The following is a 22,172-nucleotide window of genomic DNA, read 5'->3' as shown; positions in this document are numbered from 1 at the left end:
CCATCGGCGGGCGGAGTATACCCGAGGCGATCTTGCCGTGTATGCCCCCGGCCTCCATCCCGGCAAAAGCCGCGGCAGATTACTATTGCTTCTCCGCATACCATGCGGAGAACTGCTTCTGGTATTCGGCGATATATTTGTCGATGCCGGCGGCCTTCAGGCGGTCAAGTGCTTTCGGGAAGGCAGTGTCATAATCACTGAAGCCGCTGCCGATGGGCGCAAGATATTCCGTGAATACCCCGTTCAATTTGGTTTCCTCATTCTTAACCGGTGTATTATCGAAGTTGAAGCCGGCGCCTTTAGAGATTATTGCCCCGTCATCCCAGACCTTGTATTCGGCAATGAACTCATCCGGTACGGTGTTGTCAAAGCGCATGAAGTTTTTGTTCATCAGCAGCCAGTCGGGAATCAGCGAATCGGTGCTGATTTTGGTCAGGCGGCCGTTTGCATCCAGGGTGTAGTCCGTTCCTTCAATACCGTAGGCGAACAAGTCATACAGCTCCTGATTTTTCTGCAGCAGGTTGAAGAACATTACATAACGTTCCGGATCCTTGGCGGCAGCAGAGACGAAGAAGGCGGTGCTGTAGGTTCCGCGGCTGATCTTCGGACGTCCGGTGCCAAGGAAATAGTTCACCAGCTTGGCTTCAGGTACGGCCTGCGAGATAGTAGCTGCGCCTTCGAACGGACGCGCTGCGGTTCCGGCCCAGAACATCGCTTTACCGGAGTTCCAGTCAGACTGCAGTTGAGGGACATTCGTTGCGGCATATTTCGGAATGATTCCTTTTTCGTACCAGCCGTGCATCAGCTCAGCATACTTTTTGAATTCCTCAGACTCGAACCAACTGATAATCTGATCGTCCTGTGCGGACTCGTCCAGGGCGATAAAATCATTTTGCCAATACAGATTCTTGTCCGTGAAATCATATTGCAGCATTCTCCGGGCATCTGTGTTGGCATAGCCGATCAGCTCGGGGTGAAGCGCATGAACTTTATCGTAGAATTGCTCAAGTTCGCTCAGAGAAGTTACCTCCGTCATTCCGGCTTCTTCCAGTAAATCCTGCCGGACCAGCACGCTGTAGAATTCAGCAGAGTTCGGTTTGTTACCGACCGGGACCGCATATTGCTTGCCATCGAGCTGGAAGGCGCGGAAGGATGCTTCATCTACCGATGCACTCAGGTCTGCCGCCGCAGAGACAAACGGAGTAAGGTCGGTGTACAGTCCTTTGGCAACAGATTTCACCATATAGTTGGCATCTGTATAGGTGGCGAAGTCCTCGCCGGTGGACAGCATCAGATCGGTTTTGCCGCCGCCGTATTCGGTCCAAGGCAGGAACTGGAATTCCACCTCGGCATTGATTTCTTTTTTAACGACATCGTAGAATTCCGTCTTGGCCAGCTCTTTCATCCGGTTCGACTCATCTCCGTAGAGTACAATCTTCAGCTTGGCCGGGGCTAAGCTGCCGGCAGCATCGCCGGCTTCGCCTGCAGCATTGGTTGCAGCAGCACCTCCGCTTTCCGCACTTGGGGTAGCGCTTTCATTATTGCCCTGCGAACAGCCGCTTACGAGGAAGACAGTTGCCAGGAGCAAACTTAACCAGCCTTTTTTCTTAATCATGATGAACCCTCCTGAATTTGATTTATTCTATTCTGTGAGGCTTATATTGCGAAGGCGGTGCTCCCGTAAGCTTATTGTACAACATGTTGATGCACGGGAGCACATGCCTGATGCAACCAATAATAGGTTAGTACGTTCAGCGGATCAGCCTTTCACTGAACCCACAATGATGCCTTTAACAAAGAATCCCTGAAGAAACGGATATAGAATAGCAATCGGCAGCACGGTCAGGCAGGTCATGGCCATCTTGGCGGTCTCCAGCGGCGGGGCAATAATCGCTCCACCCACCTGTGCTGCATTGCCGGAAGCGAGGAACTGGATATTCGCCATCATGTTGTACATCAGGTATTGAATGGTATAGAGATCCTGATCGGTAACGAGCATGAGCGGCAGATAGAAGTCGTTCCAGAATTGCAGCGCGTAGAACAGGGAGATGGTCACCAGTCCGACCCGGCCGAGCGGAATCATAATGCTGAAGAAAATCCGCAGATGGCCTGCGCCGTCAATTTGTGCCGACTCCACAATCTCATGCGGGATGCTGCGGAAGTAGTTGGCCATCAGGAACATCAGGAATACGCTCAGCACATAAGGAATGAACAGGCCGAGCAGCGTATCGCCCAGGTGATAATATTTGGTGCTCAGCAGGTACCAGGGCAGCGTGCCGCCGCTGAACAGCATCGTGAAATAGGCAAAGAAGGCGAAGAAGTTTTTCAGCCGGAAGCCTTTTACAGAAATGACGTAGGCATAAGCGGTTGTCACCAGTACGGCTGTCAGCGTGCCTAGCACGGTTACAATCAGCGACATGGAGTAGGCCCGCAGAATCTGCTCTGCCTTCGAGCCGAACAGGAATTGATAGGTTTCAAAAGTGAATCCCCGGGGCCAAAAGGAGTAACCTTCCGCCGCGATTCTTGATTCTGTAGATAAAGAACCGGATACCGCGAGCACGAACGGCACGAGGCAGATGACCGAGAATACCGCAATACAGACATAGAAGAAAATAACCAGCCCTTTGTTTTCAGTAGTTTGCATCGTATCGGTCTCCTAGAATAGTTTGCTGTCTTTGTCATACCAGCCGGCCAGCTTATTGGCTAACAGAACCAGGACGAATCCAAAGACGGATTGATAGAGCGTAATAGCAGAAGCGAAGCCGAATTCACCGGAACGGATGGCAGTGCGGTATACATAGACGTCGATAATATCGGTAGTAGGCAGCAGCAGCGGATTGAGGAAGGTTACACCCATGATCATGCTCAGGTCGCCTTTCAGCATGCCTCCGATCCCGAGCAGCGTCATCAGGATAATCGAAGGAATCAGCATCGGCACGGTGATTTTGGTAATAATCTGCCATCTGGAGGCACCGTCGATCCGCGCGGCTTCATAGTAGGAGGTATCCACGCCCTGCAGAACAGCATAGTAGATAATGGCGCCGTAGCCTGCGCTTTTCCAGATATTCGCCAGCACGAGAATGACAACGAACAGCCACGGGCTGGAGTACCAGTCCATCTGCGATAAACCCAGCGCTTGAAAGAGCTGATTGAGAATGCCCTTGTCATAGTCGAGCAGCGAGAACAGGATAGCCCCGATAATGATCCAGGAGATGAAGTAGGGGAAGAACATGACACTTTGGGTGATTTTGATAAACCACTTGCTGCGCAGCTCGTTCAATATAATGGCGATGGCCACGGAGAAAAACGTACCGGTCAGCATATAAAGCGCATTCAGCATGACTGTGTTGCGTGTCGCCCGCAGGGCATCCTCCATACTGGAGAAGAAAAACTCGAAGTTGGCGAAGCCCGCCCAGGGGCTGCCGAAGATGCCGTCATTGAAGTTGTAATTCTTGAAGACGAGAATCAGTCCGCTCATCGGCAGGTAGGCGAATAAGATCAGAATGATGATACCCGGCAGCGCGAGCAGGTACAGCGAGCTATCCTTTCTTAAGGATTTGCGGAAGCGCCTGGCGCTGGCCGGTTGTGCCTGCGGGACCATTTGTCCCGGTATGTCCGGTCTTGCCTCTTGCATCATAATCAGTCCACTCCTTTATGCTAGCGTTATCATTTCATCCCGCGTTTGCGGTGAACGCTTTACATGGCAAAGCATACGCCGTAGCAAAATGTAAACGCTATCATAATTAACGGGAAAAAGTTAAAAAAAGCGGAAAATACGGGCTTAAAAAAAGCGGAAAAGCTGCAGATTTCTGCGTTTGGGGGTTAAAAGCTGCTTAAAAGCAGGGGAGATCCCTTTAGTAGCGCCAGAAAGCGGGGCAAATAAGGAATATTGAAAGGGGGAAATCCTCAAGGGCCATAGCAGAAGCAAAGAGATGAGGAGGCTAATGATGATCTCCGGAATGGGCGGATTGAAGCCGCAGTTCTATCCCGGTGCTAGTGCAGTTGTGGAATGAAGCGGACTGAGAAGACACTATTTCCGTAAAAGCGTGCAATATTGGCTGAAGCGGACTGAGATTCCGTTATCTGGTCCACTTGGGCTTAAAAGAGGGTGTAATCGGCCATATAAGTGATTCCCAGTCCGCCGGACTAGCAATTTCACCAGATGTAGCCGGATAGCGGAAATCAGCCAGCCAGCCGGGCCTAATCCGGGACCCGGCTATTCCGTAACGGACACCACAGCCCTTATCACCTCATTTTCGGCCTATTTAGCGGGTTTGCGGACATCACAGCCCTTATTCGCCAGTTTTCATGGGATATCTCTATTTTTCTGGCTAAATAACGGCGCTCATGTCCGTAAGGCCCGGCGATCAGGTGCTTCTTCACAACTTAACGTCTCCCCTGTCCGTAACGTAAGCAAGTAACCTGTAAGACATTGCCTGAGTAGCTACTTTCTTGCCGCTTGACAGAGGTCCACAGATCCATTATTCCGCAAAAACAGCGGCAGCTAAGGATTTCCATCCTTGACTGCCGCTGTTTATGGTTCCGCCTGCAATCAGCCCGGCCGGGTCCAGCGGATACTGCCGCTATCTCTCGCTACTCCTGCTGCTGCAGAATATGATTCATTCTCCATTTGGAGGGTGTAACACCGTACCGTTTTTTGAACTGGGTTGTGAAATAGGTGCTGCTGTTATAGCCGACCTGTCCGGCGATTTCGCGGATATCAAGCGAGAGGTCTGTGACCAGCAGCAGTTCGGCCTGCTCCAGGCGCAGCTGGTTAATCAGATCGGGGAAGCTGGCGTTCACCTCTTCCGCAATCAGCCGGCTGAGATAGGCGGGACTGACCGACAGCTTCTCGGCCAAGGCGTTAAGAGACAGGCCGGGATCGCTGTAGTTCTCTCTAATGTATGTGACAGCTTCAGCTGCCAGACTGCGGGTCTGCAGCGCACCCATGCCGGCAATCCGGCTTGAGGCGGCATAGCAGCTCTGCTCGATCCAGTCCCGCAACTTGTCATAGCTCTGGAGCTGCCAAACCTGCTGGTAATAATCGAGAAACCCGGAGTGGCGGGTGCTCCCGCCGGTGCCGGCGGCTGTACGGTTCAGTTCAAAGGCCAGCCTGGAGATAGCGATTGTTGCAGACTCGGCCCTGTAGCTGCGGGCCACTTCCAGCAGCCGTTCCACAGCCTGGGGAATATGGCCCGCGAGCTCCGGCTGCTTAACGGCCTGCAGCAGCGGCGCAAGTGCGCTGTCGGGTACGGAGCTGCTGTTCAAATGAATGGTATCATCGGCGAATACAATGTTCTGCTGCCCGTGGAATTTGATGTACTGCTGACAATCAGCGGCTTCATTGTATTTGGGCTTCAGCAGGCTAAGGTCGGAGGCCAGCCCGCTGACGCCGAACGAGCACCGGCCGCCTGAACCCGGCGTTTGGGCCGCGATCTCTTCCCACTTGCTGCGGAAGAGTGCATAATCCCCGAAGCTGCCGCTTTGCAGCTCGCTGAGTATAAGGACGGCTGATTCCTCATGCAACCGGAAGCTTTGCACCCCGGCCAGCCCTGCGAAGGCGGCTTGAATCCGCAGCACGGCTTCCTCGGCCGCTTCGGGTACATCCCTGACAGGACCCGGCTCCAGGACTGCTATTACACATACGCAGTAGGCGCCATCAGGTGCACCGAGGTTCATCACTGGTGTGCCGGTGTCAGCGGCTGAACCGCGCGGGGAGAGCAGCCAGCGCATCAGGGCGCTGCCGGCGCTCTCCTTTTTGAGCTGCTCCAGCTTGATTCCTATGGATTCCAGCTCCAGATTTACGGTGTCGAAATCGCTGCCGGTCTTCAAGGCTTCTTCATTACCGGAGATATGGGCGATACTGCCGAACAACCGTCCAATCGGCTTATACATCCGCCGCGAGATCAGATAGGCACTTACAGAGGCCGCAAGTATCAGTGCGAGGCAGAGGGCGATCATCAGGTTGCGGGCACCCGAAAGCTCGCGGATGCTGTCTCTATAGAAGGTCTCCGAGATAAACCACAGGTTATCCTCGGCAGAATGGATATAAGTAATGAGCTGGGCCTCTCCGCCGCCCCGGTAGACGAAGGAACCTCTGTCAGCCTTGGACTGGGCTACCTGCTTCAGCATTTCCGGGTGCAGAGTGCTGCCGGAGAGGGCGCTGTGCATGAGGACACCGCCATTCTGATCAAGCACTGCATACCGGGTAGCCTCGCCTTCCTGCTGGGTGAACAGGTTATTCTGCAGCTTAGCAAGATTAACCGTCAGCGCAACGGCACCGTAATATTCGCTGTCCGCAAAAGCCCGGTCATTATAGAAGACAGTCAGCAGTGTTACCGGTGCGCCGTTATTTTGGGTGGTCTTCCACAGAAACGGAGATTCAATGATGCGGCTGCTGCGCATCCGCCGGGCCAGCTCCAGCTTGGCTTCATTGTTCAGCGGCATATTCTCAAAGATCGCCACCGGTTCATTCTCACCAAAAATGTAGGCGTTCTCCAAATACTGGTTGACGACCAGTGCCCCGCGGATCTGGCTTAAGGCGCTGTACAGCTGATCGCTCCACCCCGTGTCCCCGCTGCGCATAAGTGTGCTAATGTTCGGATTGGCATAGAAGTCCATAGTGTAGTTCTGGACGATCTCCTTATAATTCATGAAAACGGTCTCAGTATTCAGCAGGACATTCTGATTAGCCTTGTTAACATTATCTATTGCAATATTCCGGTACCAGTAAAATATCACTATGGCCAAGACGAGTATGCAGCTGATAGAGATGAAGGTCAGACTCATAAAAAAGCGGGTGTATATCCTTTTTCTTTTCCCCAAGCTAATCGCCCCTTATGCAGTTCCTGTTATTCCTATATTAGAGGGTGAAGCTGCAGATTGACAAGCAGGAGGAATATGGGGAATAGCATGTAAGTATAAAAATGAAGAAAAAGAGCAAGGAAACAGCAAGAAAATTAAACTTATCCGAACTATAATTGGTTATGCTTACATTTTTATTAGATTGAAGGAGGAACTTGTTTTGAGAACATTCAACAATCCAGTGCTGCCGGGCTTCTACCCGGACCCTTCGGCTATCCGCGTGGGTGAGGATTATTATCTTGTCACTTCGAGTTTTGAATTTTTCCCTGGTGTACCCATTTTTCATAGTAGAGACCTGGTGAACTGGCGTCAGCTGGGCCATGTGCTGGACCGTCCGTCCCAGCTGAACCTGGATCAGATCATTCCGTCGATGGGGATCTGGGCGCCGACGATCCGCTACCATGAAGGTCTATTCTATATGATTACAACCTACGTAGACAATAATAAGGACCAGCATAATTTCTACGTAACCGCAACCGACCCCGCCGGGGACTGGTCTGATCCGGTCTGGCTGGAGGATGCCCCGGGCATTGATTCCTCCCTGTTCTTCGACGAAGACGGCAAAGTCTATTACACCGGCAACCGCGTCCCGCCTGAAGGCCAGGATTATCCGAAGCATATGGATATCTGGCTGCAGGAAATTGATCTTACCCAGGGCAAGCTGGTTGGGGAGAAGATCAGCATCTGGCAAGGAGCGCTTAAGGTAGGCCATGCCCAGGAAGGGCCGCATATCTACAAAATCGGCGGCTGGTATTATGTGCTGATTGCTGAGGGAGGAACCGGCCATACCCATGCCATTACAATTGCCCGCAGCCGGAATGTGGCAGGACCATATGAGGGCAACAAAGCTAATCCGATTCTGACCCACCGCCATCTTGGCCGGGATTATCCGGTGGTGAATGTCGGACATGGAGAGCTGGTGGAGACGCAGCATGGAGACTGGTGGATGTTCTGCCTGGCCTCACGTACCTGCGGCGGTTATTACCGCAACCTTGGCCGGGAGACCTTCCTGACTCCGGTGAAATGGGAGAATGAGTGGCCGGTGGTGAATCCCGGCAAGGGGGTGCTGGAGCTGCAAGCCGCAGCGCCTGACCTGCCGGAGACGAAATGGCCGCAGCTGCCTGTCCGCGATGATTTCGACAGTGCAGAGCTGAGCCTGATCTGGAATTTCCTGCGGACGCCGCGCGGTGAATTCTGGAGCCTTACACAGCAGCCGGGAGTACTGCGGCTGCAGCTGAAGCCGGAGCAGCTGACAGAGCTGGCCAATCCGGCCTTTATCGGCAGACGCCAGCAGCATTTGAGCTTCAGAGCAGCTGCTGCTATGGCCTTCAAGCCGGGCGGGGAAGGCGAAGCTGCCGGGCTTGCCCTGATTCAGAACGCGGACAATCATTTCCGTTATGAGCTGGGGCTGGTGAATGGAGAGCAGGTGCTGCAGCTGATCGTGCGGAGCAGAGGTGACGAGCAGCTCCTTGCCTCGGAAGCTTATCTGCCGGATACGGTACAGCTCAAGGCAGAAGCCAGAGGCCAGGAGTACAGCTTTTACTATAGAGCAGATGAACAGGAGACCTGGAAGCCGCTGTATGAGAAGGCGGACGGAAGAGTGCTCAGTACAGATCTGGCCGGAGGATTCACAGGGGCATACATCGGCATGTACGCAAGCTCCCATGGCGCAGAAAGTGCGAGCTACGCGGACTTCGACTGGTTCAGCTATGAAGAGCTTGAATAGAAAGGGAGGCGGATTCTATCTATGAACAGCGATCAGGTTCAACCAGCTTATCCCCTGCCAGAATTACCGCAGATTCCGGAGCGGGTATTCCGCATTACGGACTATGGGGCAGAAGGAGACGGGCTGACACTCTGCACCCCTGCCATTCAGGCAGCGCTGGATGATTGTGCGGCAGCCGGCGGCGGCAAAGTAGTTATTCCTCCAGGGATATGGCGTTCAGGACCTCTGACGCTGCACAGCCGGATTAATCTGTGTGCTGAGCTTGGGGCGCTCGTCAGGTTCGAAGCGGATACATCGTTGTATCCGCTGCTGTACTCCCATTACGAGGGCAATGCCGGATGGCGCTGCCAGTCCCCGCTGGATGGCGATGGATTGAGTGATATAGCCATTACCGGAGAAGGGATCTTCGACGGAAGCGGCGAGGGCTGGCGTCCGGTGAAGCGCTTCAAGATGACAGAGCTTCAGTGGCAGAGCCTGGTTGCCTCCGGCGGCGTGCTGGATGAGCAGGAGGACATGTGGTGGCCCTCCCGGGAAGCCATGGAGGGGGAAGCCCGTTACAAGAAGCTGCTTGAGCAGGGGACAGCCGATAAATCAGCGTATCTGCCTGTACGGGACTATCTCCGCCCGGTACTGCTGAGCCTGCGTAATTGCAAGCGGGTGCTCCTGGAAGGTCCGACCTTCCAGAATTCTCCCGCCTGGTGCCTGCATCCTATAGGCTGCGAGCAGGTGACCGTCCGGCGTATTCAGGTGCGGAATCCCTGGTATTCCCAGAACGGGGATGGCCTGGATCTGGAATCCTGCAGTCATGCGCTTGTTGAGCATTGCAGCTTCGATGTAGGTGATGATGCCATCTGCCTGAAGTCAGGTAAGGATGAAGAAGGCCGCAGAGCCGGAAGGCCTTGCCGTTATATCACTATCCGGCACTGTACGGTCTATCATGGACATGGCGGTGTTGTCATTGGCAGTGAAATGTCGGGCGGGGTGCATGCGGTCAGAGTCAGTGACTGCCTGTTCATCGGCACGGATATCGGCCTGCGTTTCAAGAGCGCCAGGGGCAGAGGCGGTGTAGTTGAGGATATTCTTATGGAGAACATCCGCATGACGGACATCATCCACGAAGCGGTATCCTTCCATATGTTCTATGCGGGTGTGGAAGGCTCAGAAGGCTATAATGAACAGCAGTTTCCGGTAACGGAGGAGACTCCGCAGTTCCGGAATATCACCCTGAAGAATATTGTCTGCCATGGTGCGGCAACCGGACTGCTGGTGAACGGCTTGCCTGAGCTGCCGCTTGCCGGCCTGAGTGTGGAGAACTTTCATGCTGTAAGCGAGCAGGGAATGGTACTGCGCTATGCTGACGGACTCAAGCTGGACGGAATCAGACTCGATGCGCAGCAATTGCCGCTGCTCAAGCTGCATAAATGCAGCAATGTTGAGCTGACCCGTTCAAGCGGGCTTGTACTCACAGAAGCTTAATGAAGGACCAGGGCGGCCGCATTACCCTTCATTATGGAGCGGGGGACGCGCCCTGGATTTCTTGCGGTACTGGAGAGGTGTCAGCCCGGTGGTCCGCTTGAATATTTTATTGAAATGGGACAGATGCTCGAAGCCTACACGGGAGGCGATCTCCTGGATTTTGGCGGCGGATGAAGAGAGCAGCAGCTGGGCTTCACGGACCCGGATATGTACGATATATTCACGGAAATGGAAGCCGGTCAGGCGGTGGAAGACTCTGCTTAAATAAGACGGGCTGATGAAAAAATGGCCTGCGACCTCCTCCAGCGTAAGTGCCTCCCGGTGGTGGACCCGGATGTAGGCGGCAACATCGGTTACGAGATGATGCAGCGGATGCTTCATTCCGCCTGCCTGGGTGGTGCTCTCCGAGCGCTGAAGCAGAACCATCAGCTCAGTGAACAGAGTGACCACAGCCGTTTCATACAATGGCTGCTGCATTCGCGATTCCTCCAGGATCCGCTTCAGCAGCGTCTCCGCTTCATTCTGTTCACGCAGGGTCAGCCTGAACAGACGGTAACGATGATTCTGAAACCACAGGGAATCCGCTTGCAGCACAGAAGGCAGAAGCTGAGGATCATAATTGATCAGAATCCGCTCGAACTCGGCCATCTCAGAGCTTGCGGTAGCATGCAGCTCCCCGCCGGGAATGAGAATCAGCTCACCTTTACGTACAGTAACGACCCTGTCATCAACGAAGTAAATACGTTCCCCTTCAGTCAGATAGTACAGCTCGGTTAGTTCATGACTGTGGGGGCGCGGCATCGCATTTATGCCTTTGCGCTTCATATGCTGGATGCTGAACCGGCCTTCAGCAATATAATATTTGGGGCTCGGACTGGTCACGCTGGTCATAAATCTCCTCTTCTCTTGCGAGCATTAAGGTTATTATAGAATAAATACAGGTTGCTGTGAAAGGAGCCGCACATGTTAATTACAGTATCGAAGCGCCCGGAGGAAGGGTTCGTCAGCCTGCAGGAGGCACTGAATTCCATTCCCCAGGGACATAGCCGGGCAGTAACGATCCGTATCAAGCCAGGCATTTATGAGGAAAAAATTACGGTATCCAGCGAAGCGCCGCCGATTCTGCTGCTTGGAGAGGATCCGCATTCCACGGTCATTTCGTGGAATGACAATGCCCACACCCTCGGGCCGGACGGAGAGCCGCTGGGTACCTTCCGCAGCGGAACCTTGAATATATTCTCCGGAAACTTCACAGCGGAGAATCTGACGATCCGCAATGACTCCGGCCCGGGTACAGGGCAAGCAGTAGCGGCATTTGTCGATGCCGGTCAGGCTGTATTCCGGCGTGTGCGCCTGCTGGGCGATCAGGATACCCTGTATACGGGGCAAGGCAAGCAGTATTATAACGAGTGCTACATTGAAGGTGATGTGGACTATATTTTTGGTGCGGCTACGGCCTTGTTTGACCGCTGTGAGCTGCATAACAAGCGCTCCAGAGGATACATCACAGCAGCATCTACTCCTGAAGACAGTGCGTTCGGCTATGTCTTTCTGGATTGCCGGATTACGAGCGGCGAAGGGGTCAGCGAGGTGTATCTGGGGCGGCCTTGGCGGCCGCATGCGCATGTAGCCTTCATCCGCACCGCCATGGACGGTTCCATCATCCCGGAAGGCTGGCATAACTGGGGGCAGCCGGACCGGGAGAAGACCAGCCGGTATGAAGAATCCGGAAGCAGCGGCCCTGGCGCCTGCCCGGAGGGACGGGCGGCCTGGTCCCGGCAGCTGACGGCGCAGGAAGCTGCAGAATACCGGGTTCTGTCCGTGCTGGACGGCTGGCATCCGGAAGGATACTAGAACTTGAACTTGAGCGGGAGGAGAATCCAAGATGGAATCACTGGAACAATACATGCAGCAATTAACTGCAGCAGCAGCAAAAAGTTCAGCCTTCAGCAAGGATATCCAGTTCGCCCGGTGGAGGGAAGTACTTGCCGCGCAGCTCACCGGCTGGCTCGGCGGATTTCCGGAGCAGCGGGCAGAGCTCCAGCCCGTACGGCTTGAACGTACAACTTGTCCCGGTTATATCCGGGAGCGCATAGAGATTACTACGTATGAAGGGCTGCGGATGGCACTCTATCTGCTGATTCCGGAGCAGGCGGCAGCCTCTCCGCTGCCGGCGGTTCTGGCCATTCATGGCCATGGATACGGCAGCCGGGAGCTGGTCGGCCTGAATCCTGACGGCTCAGAGCGAGAGGGTGATCCCGGTCTGCATAAGGATTTCGCAGTGTCGCTTGTGAAGCAGGGATTTGTTACCGCAGTACCGGAGCTGCTTGGCTTCGGGGACAGGCGGCTGGCCGAGGATCTGGACAGCGGTGAACCCGGACGGAACTCCTGCTTCCGCCTCTCCTCCGCCCTGTTGCTGGCCGGCCGGACGATGGCGGGCTATCGGATCTATGAGACGATGCGGGCACTGGATTACGTGCAGCAGCGGGCAGAGGTCAGCCCGCAGGCCATTGGCATTATGGGGATTTCCGGCGGCGGGCTGGTCGCCGGGTTCACCGCTGCGCTGGACGAGCGGATCTCCTGCGCAGTCGTCAGCGGTTATGCAGGAACGTTCGCAACGAGCATTCTTACGCGTAATCATTGTCTGGATAATTATATCCCGGGAATTCTGCAGGATGCGGAGATGCCTGATCTGCTCGGCTTGATTGCTCCTCGCGGCCTGTTCATGGAATCAGGCGACAGCGACCCCCTCTTTGGTCCAGCCGGGGCGAAGCAGGCATTGGCCCGGCTGGAGATGATTTATGCGGCAGCGGGGGCCGGCGGAGGGGTACAGGCGGATTTTTTTGCCGGCGGACATGAAATTCATGGTGAACCGGCGTTCTCCTGGCTGCGGTCACAGCTGGCGGCCGCCCGGGAGAAAGTATAACTTAAACAACCAAGTGAATGGAGGAATAGAGATGTCTGCAACTGAAGCAGCAACCGCTGCATCCTGGTCCCGCAGAATTGCGGATACCTTACTTAGCCAGTGTAATGAACAGGGCGAGCACGATTATCTGCTGGAGCGCTGGGCTTATGTTCCGGGGATGCTGCAGCTGGCGGTAGCGCGGGCGGGAATCCAGTTCAATGAGCCGGATTATTTCGGCTATATGCAGCGGCATATGGACAGCTTCATCCGGGAAGACGGTACGATCCGGACATACCGGCTGGAGGAATATAACCTGGATCAGATTAACCAGGGGAAGAACCTGTTCCTGTTGTATCAGAAGACAGGTGAACAGCGTTACGCGGAGGCTGCCCATCTGCTGGCGGCACAGCTGATCGGGCACCCGCGTACCACGGAAGGCGGATTCTGGCATAAGAAGGTCTATCCGTTCCAGATGTGGCTGGACGGACTTTACATGGCCTCACCGTTCCTGGCCCAGTTCGGGGCGGTGTTCCAGCGCCCTGAGCTGATCGACGAAGCCGCGCATCAGCTGCTGCTGATTGAGCGCAGAACCCGCGATCCCCGCACCGGCCTCTTGTATCATGGCTGGGACGAATCACGGGAGCAGGAATGGGCGGATTCGTCGACCGGCTTATCTTCGCATTTCTGGAGCCGGGCGATGGGCTGGTACGCGATGGCTGCTGTAGATTGCCTGGAGCACTTCCCGGTGACTCATCGTCAGCGCGGAACGGTTATCGGCATATTCCAGCGGCTGTGCAGCGCACTTGCAGAAGTACAGGATCAGGCCAGCGGCCTCTGGTATCAGGTACTGGATCAGGCGGGACGCAAGGGCAACTACCTGGAAGCCACAGGCTCATGCATGTTCGTGTATGCAATGGCCAAAGGGCTCAGACTGGGATATCTGGAGCCCTCCTTCAAGGAAGCTATGCTTAGCGGATATGCGGGCATTGTTACCCATCTGGTCAGCGAAGATGACCAAGGGGTTCATCTGCGTCAAATCTGCAATGGAGCAGGTCTGAGCAAAGACCGGAACGGCTCATATGACTATTACATTTCCGAAGCCATTGTAAACGATACCCCTATGGGGATGGGGCCATTGTTGCTGGCTGCACTTGAGGTGGAGAAGTATCAGGCTGAATGAACCGCTTGTATGAATTGCCCGATCTGCTTCTTATGATGCCTGTCATGCGGGAGGAAGCCCCGCAGATGTCCGCGGTAGCTGAATTTCTTGCCGTCCCCGTCCGGATAGGTCTGCACGAAAGCTTCATCGCTGATCCCGGTCATATCGGAGATTAGCCGGCTGCGGTAGTGGATGAATTGCCGGATGATCTCCTGCCGGGGCACAGTCTGCGCATACTCTGCCGCGCGGGCGTTGAATTCATTGAAGTTGAGATGCTTCGCGGTCAGCGGCTGGCCGGCTTTTACCTTTGCGAAGGCTTCTTCATAGAAGTACTTGTCCCATTTCATGATGTGGCAGAGCAGTGCTTTCAGATTCCATTTACCGTCTGCCAGCGGAGTTTCCCAAATACGCTCGTCCAGCGGCTCCAGGGATTGGATGTAGGGGATGAACGATTCAAACTCCAGTACCAGCTGCTCCTTAGTTGTGGCTGCCATGATTGATCCTCCTATGATTAAGTGTAACTTCACTATACTGGATATAACTTGACTGCATTCCGTCAGGTTTCTATCAGCGTCTGCCATAGTATATATCGTAAGATCATCTAATACCAAAGATTCCCGGAGGCCACTATAATGGGTTAGGTAAAAAACCTATTGTGGAAGGGATGTTCGTAAATGCCATTAGTTGATATGCCCCTCGCGGAGCTGAAAAAATATGAAGGCAGAAATCCGCGTCCGGCTGACTTTGATGCTTACTGGGAGCGGGCGCTGGAGGAGCTACAGGCGGTTGATCCTCAGCTTGAACTGGTTCCGAGTGTTTTTCAGACTCCGCAGGCGGAGTGCTTTGACCTGTATTATACCGGGGTGCGGTGTGCACGGGTGCATGCCAAATATCTCCGGCCCAAGATGACGGATACACCGCAGCCGGCGATCCTGCAGTTCCATGGCTATTCCGGCGATTCCGGAGACTGGCAGGACAAGCTGGCGTATGTCTCGCTCGGCTTCTCTGTACTTGCGCTGGACTGCCGGGGGCAGGGGGGTTACTCAGAGGACACAGGCGGGGTAAAGGGGAATACCCATAACGGCCATATTATCCGCGGGCTGGATGATCATCCTGATAATCTTCTGTTCAGGCATATTTATCTCGATACTGCCCAGCTTGCACGAATTGCCCTCGAGCTGCCTGGTGTAGATCCGCAGCGGGTGTACGCTATGGGCGCTTCCCAGGGCGGGGGGCTGACCATTGCCTGTGCGGCCCTTGAGCCGCGGGTGAAGAAGCTTGCTCCGATTTATCCGTTCCTGTGTGATTACAAACGTGTCTGGGAGATGGACCTCGATAAGGATGCTTACCAGGAGCTGAATACGTTCTTCCGCAAGTTCGACCCGCTGCATGAACGCGAGGAGGAGATTTTCGCCAAGCTCGGATATATTGATCTGCAGCACCTGGCGGAACGGATTGAGGGTGAGGTCTTGTTCTTCACCGGCCTGATGGATACGATCTGCCCGCCGTCCACCCAGTTCGCAGCCTATAACAAAATGGTTGCACCGAAGGATCTCGTTGTGTATCCGGACTTCGGCCATGAATATCTTCCCGGCTGCGCCGACCGGGCGATGCAGTTCTTCCTGCAGGAATAGCCAGTAACAGCATCAGCTCTAAAATAATTATGAAGTTCTGGCAGACTTAATCCAATAGAGTAAACTTGAAAAAAGGCACCTCCCGCGCATTCCCTTACAGGCGATGCAGGGGGGCCTTTTACATTTTATTGACTGGACCAACTGAGGTACGACAAAAAACAGCAAAATAAATAATTCGAATATGCTATAATCACAACTAATTACATAGGGCTGCAGTAATATGAACTAAGTTACTTTAATGATGAGCGCAGCGGACAAGTGACTACGATAAATTACAGGTTCACCGTTACGGAGGGCGTACTTGTACTCCCGATAGATATTATTTTAACTATATAAATTGAACTAAAAAAGTTTAGAAAAGCAGCGAGCCACGCAACGGTTGTTCAAGTGACTGGCTTAGCGTTACGGACATGAGAGACGTTAAGCCTGCGGACAGGTAGCTGAGTGCCGGACCTTAAGGACATCAGCGCCGTTATTTCACCGGAAAAGTGGAGTTTGCCCATGAAAAGCGGCGGGTAAGGGCTGTCGTGTCCGTAAGCCCGCCCCAATGACCTTTTTTGAGCGAATAAAGGCTGTGGTGTCCGTAAAGGTCAGAGTGGATCGTAGTTGGATCAGACAGAGCAGTTGCTTCTCCACCACAGGAGAGCCGCTGCTCTGTTTGCATGTCCGCGAGTAATAATCATTCAATACACGAACCTCCGCTGTGCCCAGTAGCTGAACAGGAAGATCGATACCTCGGTCAGAATCTTGGCGGCGACAAGCGGGATGATCAGCTTCTCGTTGTAGAAGTAGAGCAGCCCGTAATTGAACACCAGCACGAGCAGGACCAGCGAGAAGTATTTGGGTAAGGACTGGAGCCGGGAGTTCTTCCCGCCGGTGAATACATATTTCCGGTTCACGGAGTAATTGAAGACGGAGCTGCATAATCTTGCGGCGGCGACAGCCAGGAACAGGTGATGTGTTAGGCTCTGGAACAGGAACAGCAGCACGAAGTCGAGCAGGGCGGAGATCAGCGAAGAGGTGCTGAACATCAGAATCGGCAGATAGATCCGGAAGGAATCAATCAGCGGCCGGAAATGGGAGGATTTATTATCCTCCAGATACACCGTTTCAATATATTCTTCAGTAATGGTGTAGCCTTCCTTATGCGCGGTCAGGAGCATATTCATTTCATATTCGAACCGGTCTCCGGGAATCCGGCACAGCCAGTCCAGCATCTGGAACGGGTAGCCGCGCAGTCCGGTTTGCGTATCATAGATCCGGGTTCCGGTAGTAAGTGCAAATACCCCGCGGGTAACCGAATTGCCGAACCGGCTGCGCAGCGGAATCGTCCCGCTGAAGCGGCGGCTGCCGAGCACGATCCCCGGCCTGCTCTGGAGCAGCAGCGTTTCAGCAATCCGTCTGATATCATGGGGCAGATGCTGCCCGTCACTGTCAGCGCAGATTACATTTCCCGGAAGACCGGCTTCCTTGATGTAGCGGAATCCGGTCTTCAGGGCGCGGCCTTTGCCGAGATTGGTCTCATGGGCCAGGGTTGTACAGCCGAAGGCTGCAGCCCGCTCGAAGATCGCGCGGTAGGCCGGTCCGCTGCCGTCATCTACAAGTATGATGGGGCCGAGCGGGTATTCGGTTAACCGGACAATCAGATCCAGCAGCCGTTCATCGGGTTCGTATGCAGGGATTAATATCGTCATGGGATTCACTCCTTAATATAAAGTATGTCGCTGACGCCGCGTTCCTTGTTTTTGCCCAGCGGATTATTTACCACCCGGCCCATAAAGTACATGGTGGAGGAACCGCCGCCGTCCAGATTGTAAGCTTCAGTTGCGCCAAGCCCGGACATGACATCCGCCAGCTCTGCCAGGGTCATTCCGCGGCTATAGCCTTCCTTGCGTCCGTCAACTACAACGAACACATAATGATTCGGGGCGATCATGCCGATGGCAGTCCGCGGATTCGCATCCTGGATCGAGCGGTTGCCGAAATTGTTGTCGATTTTGACACTGCTGAAATCACTGGTAATCTCGCCGTCCTGGATCAGAACCGGCCCGAAGGACAGGGTATTTGTCGCTCCCTCCGCCAGCAGCTCAGACGAAGAGACCTCCTCCTCGTTATAAGTCTGCATTGTCCCGTCTTCCAGCAAAGCCATGGCATCGCGCGCCGGTTCATCCCGGTAGAGGGTTCCATTGCGGATAATCACCCCGTCATCACGGAAGCCGTAGTAATCGCCGTTGATAGCGAAGATCGCATCTATGCCGGAGGCAATCGCGGAGGTGTTCTCTGTGATATTCGTGCCGAAGCTGTTGTCGGCAAAAGCAGAGCGCAGGCTTGACGCCTCCTTCAGGACCACATCAGCCACGTAGTAGGTAATCAGATCCGAGCCTGAACCGCTCTCGACCTGGTCAATCTTGATCTGGATGTCATCGCTTGTATAACTCCAGTCATCCGATGTGGCGTTTATCTCTGCGGAGGTATCCGCCGCTGCTGCCGCGCTGGTGCTGCTGGTACCGGCAGTGCCGCCAGTGCTTCCTGCCGTGCTTACGTTTCCGGCCGGATCGTCCGCCACTACGACTTCTACATGCTCAATCAAATATCGGTCAGCCAGGCGGTACACCACGGTGCCGATGCCCAGAAGGATTACAATGACAATAATCATCAGATTGCGCTTAGCTGTTCGGGTTGCCTGTTTGTGTGTCTTCATATCGGAGCACCACCTCTTCAAGTAAGTTCTTAGGCTCATCATAAAGGGCATTCCTTAAATGAATCTTAAGTGTTCTTTATAGTAGAAACAGGCCCGCGGCATTGGTATACTTTAGCAAATGGTCTGTATGTATATCAGCAATGGCCTGCTGCAACACGCAGCTATAAATAGAACTTACAGGAGGTCCAGTCATGATACAGCGGGTACTGCTGATTGAGGACGATGAGGCAATCAGCGAGATGGTAGGCTCATATTTGACAAAAGAAGGCTACGAGGTGGTGCAGGCTTTTGACGGGGAGGCTGCCGTAAGCAGGTTCATGGGCGGACCAGCCTATGATCTGGTGCTGCTGGACCTGATGCTGCCAAAGCGCAGCGGCACGGATGTGCTGCAGGTGATCCGCAGCGGGAGCCTTGTACCGGTGCTGATCATGTCGGCGAAGGACAGTGATGTGGACAAGGCGCTGGGCCTGGGCTTCGGCGCGGATGATTACATCACCAAGCCCTTCTCGATGATCGAGCTGGCGGCCAGAGTGAAGGCGGCGATCCGCCGGGCCGGCTATGCTGCTGCCGGAAGTCAGGCAGGCGGCGCGGGCAGCGTGGAAGCACAGCCGGACAAGCCGAAGGTTATCGAGCTGCGCGGCCTTGCAGTCGATCTGGACAACTTCTCGGCACGGAAGAACGGGGAAGAGGTGAAGCTGACCGCGAAGGAGTTCCAGATTCTGAAGCTGTTCGTAAGCAGCCCGGGACGGGTGTTCACGAAGGCACAGATCTACAGCCTGATCTGGGAAGAGGACTACTTCGGTGATGAGAATGTTATTAACGTACATATGCGCAGGCTGCGCGAGAAAATTGAGGATGATCCTTCTCATCCGGTCTACATCAAAACCCTGTGGGGCATCGGGTACAAGCTGGGGGATATGCTCCAATGACCCTCATTCTGCTGATTGTAACCGTGCTGCTGCTGGGAATTATTGCGCTGCAATACTGGAATTCACGGCAGCAGGCGCGCCAGCTGGACTATATTCATACGAAGCTGGAGAGCATCCTGCAGCGCGGCTCGCATGAGCGGCTTCTGCTGATGAGCGCCAGCCCGCAGCTGCAGCAGCTGCTGACCGGCCTGAACCGGCTGCTGGATGTCAATCACCGCGGGGCTGTAGAGCGTGCCAGACTGGAGAAGTCCATGCGCGGCATGCTGGCCAATGTCTCGCATGATCTGAAGACCCCGCTGACGGTAGTGCTGGGCTATATTGAGACGCTGCTGCATGATGAGAATGTCCCGGTGGAAGAGCAGGAGCGAATTCTGCGGACGATTCATGCCAAGGCGGGCGAGGTGATTACGCTGATGAACACCTTTTTTGACCTCGCCAAGCTGGAATCGGGTGACCGGGATATTCCGCTGTCCCGGGTGGAGCTGGGCGAGGTCTGCCGCCGCAACATTCTGGCTTATTACGATCTGCTCAGCGCCAAGGGGGCGGATGTGCAGATTGAGCTTCCGGATGAACCGCTGTATATAATGGGGAATGATGAAGCGCTGGACCGGATTCTGAACAATCTGCTGTCTAATGCAATCAATTATGGGGACGCTGGGGGGGTGCTGGGGCTGAAGCTGTACAGCAGGGAGAACCAGGTACACATAGAGGTCTGGGACCGGGGCAAAGGCATTGCCGAAGACCATGCCGATAAGGTGTTCGAGCGGCTGTACACACTGGAGGATTCGCGTAACCGCGACTACCAGGGCAGCGGGCTCGGGCTGACGATTACGAAGCGGCTTACCGAGCAAATGAACGGCACCATTACGCTTAGCAGCAAGCCGTATGTCCGTACGGCCTTTACGCTCTCTTTTCACAGGCTGAGCTTCTGAATTCATGATACTTACAGGACGGGCCGGATCTCTGCCGCAGCTTAAGAATTAAGTAAGATTTCAGTAATAAAAAAGCAAATTCCGCCCTGTAGAATAAATACCAGGAAGACAAAGACGACGCTAAAGGGGATAACGGACATGACAGCGGTACTCCGGACATGGGATTTAACCAAGGTCTATCAGGATAAGGAAATTGTAAGAAACGTAAATATGGAGATCAAGCAGGGTGAAATCTACGGGTTCCTGGGACCGAACGGTGCCGGCAAAACAACAGTGATGAAAATGATCACGAATCTGGTGAAGCCGACGGCGGGCGAGATTGAATTTTTCGGCGAGAAAATGACCCACCGCTCTTACGAAATGCTGAAGCGCATGGGCAGCATCATCGAATATCCGGTGTTCTACGACAAGCTGAGCGCCCGCGAGAATCTCGCGCTGCACGGGGAGTACATGGGCTACTACGATGTCAAAGCGATGGAGGATGCGCTTGAGCTGGTGAAACTGAGTGCAGTGGACAAGAAGCCGGTGAAGAATTTCTCCCTCGGGATGAAGCAGCGGCTGGGCATTGCCAGAGCGGTCATGACGAAGCCGGAGCTGCTCATTCTCGATGAACCGATCAACGGGCTGGACCCGCTGGGCATTAAAGAGCTGCGCGAAGTATTCCGTATGCTGAGCCGTGAATATGGCATGACCCTGCTGATCTCCAGTCATATTCTGGGCGAGATTGAGCAGATTGCTGATACCATCGGCGTAATCCGTGAAGGCGTGCTTGTGGAGCAGGTGGCGATGGATGACATCCGCGGCCGGCATACCCAGTACATTGAGCTGGTTACAGGCGAGGTTACCAAAGCGGTATACGTTCTGGCGCACAAGCTGAGCCTGACCAACTACAAAGTGCTGGACCCGCGTACGATAAGGATTTACGATGATATTCCGCAGCTTGAGCTGAGCAAAACGCTGGCTGAAGCGAGTATTGAGCTGGAGAGTCTGAGCAAGAAGCATCATTCGCTGGAAGATCATTTTGTAGAACTGATGGGAGGTGCTGGCATTGCTTAAGTTAATCCGGCTGGAGCTGCGCAAGAGCAAGTTTAATTTTCTCAAAACGGTACTGATTGCGGATCTGGCGATTCTCGCCTTTATGATCCTGGTGGCTTTTACGGGCATGGATGAAGGGGATTTCAATACCTATGCTGATTTGTTTGAAGGCGTGTTTGTTTTTGTAAAAGCAACCTATATCATCTTTGCCTCCGTGCTGCTGAGCAAGCTGGTAATTGACGAGTATAAAAATAATACGATTACTGTGCTGTTCATGTACCCGGTTCCGCGCAAAATGCTGATGGCTGCCAAGCTGATTATTGTCTTCGTCTTCACCTTCCTGGGCATCTTCCTGTCGGATGTTGCACTGAGTGCTGTGCTTGCAGGCATCGGCCATGCCGTCCCTGATGTTATTCAAGGGACAGTAACCCGGGAGCTGATTACAACCGAGCTGGGGAGGGCCTCCACGGATGCGCTGTATGCGGCGGGGATCGGGCTGATTCCGCTATACTTCGGGATGCGGCGGAAATCGGTTCCGGCGACGATTGTCTCCGCCGTGCTCATAGTGATGGTAATCTCCTCCGGCTTCGGGAACGGGAGTTTCCGTTTGGGCAATATGCTTGGAATCTCGCTCACCCTGGCGCTGGCTGGCGCCGCAATCGCTTATCTGTCGATCCGCAAGATTGAGCACCAGGATGTTGTCTCATAATCATAACTATATTAGACCGGATCTTCTGTTCATATGACACCACAGTGCTGTTCCCTGCCGGGGGCAGCACTTGTTATGTTTCGGGGTCCCAGCCGAATACCT

Annotated in this window: 18 protein-coding genes; 10 read left to right on the top strand and 8 right to left on the bottom strand. The window is 54.2% G+C overall.

The genetic code is table 11. The features are described 5' to 3' along the window. Window positions 1-82: 82 nt before the first annotated feature. The 4 genes from LOS79_RS15020 to LOS79_RS15005 form a co-directional block, all read right to left on the bottom strand. On the bottom strand, window positions 83-1,615 hold the full coding sequence (locus LOS79_RS15020; protein WP_315421184.1) for a DUF3502 domain-containing protein: 1,533 nt from the start codon (window positions 1,613-1,615) through the stop codon (window positions 83-85). A gap of 144 nt (window positions 1,616-1,759) precedes the next feature. After that, a complete protein-coding gene (locus tag LOS79_RS15015) occupies window positions 1,760-2,644 on the bottom strand; it encodes a carbohydrate ABC transporter permease (RefSeq protein WP_315421182.1) in 885 nt (294 codons plus the stop codon). Window positions 2,645-2,656: 12 nt separating this feature from the next. Then, window positions 2,657-3,637 (bottom strand): ABC transporter permease, encoded by a 981-nt coding sequence (locus LOS79_RS15010; RefSeq protein ID WP_315421180.1) that lies wholly within the window; start codon window positions 3,635-3,637, stop codon window positions 2,657-2,659. 956 nt (window positions 3,638-4,593) lie between these two features. Then, window positions 4,594-6,789 carry a helix-turn-helix domain-containing protein gene (locus LOS79_RS15005; RefSeq protein ID WP_315421177.1) on the bottom strand — a complete coding sequence of 732 codons (2,196 nt, stop codon included), beginning with the start codon at window positions 6,787-6,789 and terminating at the stop codon, window positions 4,594-4,596. Between the two features lie 235 nt (window positions 6,790-7,024). On the opposite strand from LOS79_RS15005, the gene LOS79_RS15000 reads away from it, so the two are divergent. Beyond that, on the top strand, window positions 7,025-8,590 hold the full coding sequence (locus tag LOS79_RS15000) for a glycoside hydrolase family 43 protein (RefSeq protein WP_315421175.1): 1,566 nt from the start codon (window positions 7,025-7,027) through the stop codon (window positions 8,588-8,590). Window positions 8,591-8,611: 21 nt separating this feature from the next. After that, window positions 8,612-10,066, top strand: a complete 1,455-nt coding sequence (locus LOS79_RS14995; protein WP_315421172.1) for a glycoside hydrolase family 28 protein — start codon at window positions 8,612-8,614, stop codon at window positions 10,064-10,066. A gap of 21 nt (window positions 10,067-10,087) precedes the next feature. Here the strand turns inward: LOS79_RS14995 and LOS79_RS14990 are convergent, their stop codons facing one another. Continuing rightward, the gene (locus tag LOS79_RS14990) at window positions 10,088-10,957 is read right to left on the bottom strand and encodes a helix-turn-helix transcriptional regulator (RefSeq protein WP_315421170.1); all 870 of its coding nucleotides are present in this window, start codon (window positions 10,955-10,957) and stop codon (window positions 10,088-10,090) included. A gap of 72 nt (window positions 10,958-11,029) precedes the next feature. Between LOS79_RS14990 and LOS79_RS14985 the strand changes: the two genes are divergently transcribed. The 3 genes from LOS79_RS14985 to LOS79_RS14975 are packed head-to-tail and all read left to right on the top strand — an operon-like array spanning window position 11,030 to window position 14,151. Beyond that, window positions 11,030-11,920 (top strand): pectinesterase family protein, encoded by an 891-nt coding sequence (locus LOS79_RS14985; RefSeq protein WP_315421168.1) that lies wholly within the window; start codon window positions 11,030-11,032, stop codon window positions 11,918-11,920. Window positions 11,921-11,951: 31 nt separating this feature from the next. Next, window positions 11,952-12,992, top strand: a complete 1,041-nt coding sequence (locus LOS79_RS14980) for an alpha/beta hydrolase family protein (RefSeq protein ID WP_315421166.1) — start codon at window positions 11,952-11,954, stop codon at window positions 12,990-12,992. Between the two features lie 31 nt (window positions 12,993-13,023). Further along, window positions 13,024-14,151 carry a glycoside hydrolase family 88/105 protein gene (locus tag LOS79_RS14975; protein ID WP_315421164.1) on the top strand — a complete coding sequence of 376 codons (1,128 nt, stop codon included), beginning with the start codon at window positions 13,024-13,026 and terminating at the stop codon, window positions 14,149-14,151. Here LOS79_RS14975 and LOS79_RS14970 read toward each other — a convergent pair. After that, window positions 14,139-14,624 (bottom strand): DinB family protein, encoded by a 486-nt coding sequence (locus LOS79_RS14970; RefSeq protein WP_315421162.1) that lies wholly within the window; start codon window positions 14,622-14,624, stop codon window positions 14,139-14,141. The two genes, LOS79_RS14975 and LOS79_RS14970, sit on opposite strands and share 13 nt — an antisense overlap. A 180-nt stretch (window positions 14,625-14,804) precedes the next feature. On the opposite strand from LOS79_RS14970, the gene LOS79_RS14965 reads away from it, so the two are divergent. Continuing rightward, the gene (locus LOS79_RS14965; protein ID WP_315421160.1) at window positions 14,805-15,764 is read left to right on the top strand and encodes an alpha/beta fold hydrolase; all 960 of its coding nucleotides are present in this window, start codon (window positions 14,805-14,807) and stop codon (window positions 15,762-15,764) included. Window positions 15,765-16,447: 683 nt separating this feature from the next. Here LOS79_RS14965 and LOS79_RS14960 read toward each other — a convergent pair. Beyond that, the gene (locus LOS79_RS14960; protein ID WP_315421158.1) at window positions 16,448-17,458 is read right to left on the bottom strand and encodes a bifunctional glycosyltransferase family 2/GtrA family protein; all 1,011 of its coding nucleotides are present in this window, start codon (window positions 17,456-17,458) and stop codon (window positions 16,448-16,450) included. Window positions 17,459-17,463: 5 nt separating this feature from the next. After that, on the bottom strand, window positions 17,464-18,465 hold the full coding sequence (locus tag LOS79_RS14955; RefSeq protein WP_315421156.1) for a phosphodiester glycosidase family protein: 1,002 nt from the start codon (window positions 18,463-18,465) through the stop codon (window positions 17,464-17,466). Between the two features lie 194 nt (window positions 18,466-18,659). Here LOS79_RS14955 and LOS79_RS14950 point away from each other — a divergent pair, with 194 nt between their 5' ends. The 4 genes from LOS79_RS14950 (at window position 18,660) to LOS79_RS14935 (ending at window position 22,070) form a co-directional block, all read left to right on the top strand. After that, entirely contained in the window at window positions 18,660-19,394 is a 735-nt protein-coding gene (locus tag LOS79_RS14950) for a response regulator transcription factor (RefSeq protein WP_315422243.1), read from the top strand. Continuing rightward, window positions 19,391-20,326 carry a sensor histidine kinase gene (locus tag LOS79_RS14945; protein WP_315421154.1) on the top strand — a complete coding sequence of 312 codons (936 nt, stop codon included), beginning with the start codon at window positions 19,391-19,393 and terminating at the stop codon, window positions 20,324-20,326. Before LOS79_RS14950 ends, LOS79_RS14945 begins: the two co-directional genes overlap by 4 nt. Window positions 20,327-20,464: 138 nt before the next feature. Continuing rightward, entirely contained in the window at window positions 20,465-21,382 is a 918-nt protein-coding gene (locus LOS79_RS14940; protein ID WP_315421152.1) for an ABC transporter ATP-binding protein, read from the top strand. Beyond that, on the top strand, window positions 21,375-22,070 hold the full coding sequence (locus tag LOS79_RS14935; RefSeq protein WP_315421150.1) for an ABC transporter permease: 696 nt from the start codon (window positions 21,375-21,377) through the stop codon (window positions 22,068-22,070). The genes LOS79_RS14940 and LOS79_RS14935 overlap by 8 nt, the downstream gene beginning before the upstream one ends. The last annotated feature ends 102 nt before the right edge of the window (window positions 22,071-22,172 follow it).

This window comes from Paenibacillus sp. MMS20-IR301 (assembly GCF_032302195.1).
Classification (GTDB): Bacteria; Bacillota; Bacilli; order Paenibacillales; family Paenibacillaceae; genus Paenibacillus_AQ.
Note: the sequence above shows the minus strand (reverse complement) of the source record. Positions and strands in the feature narration are given on the sequence as shown.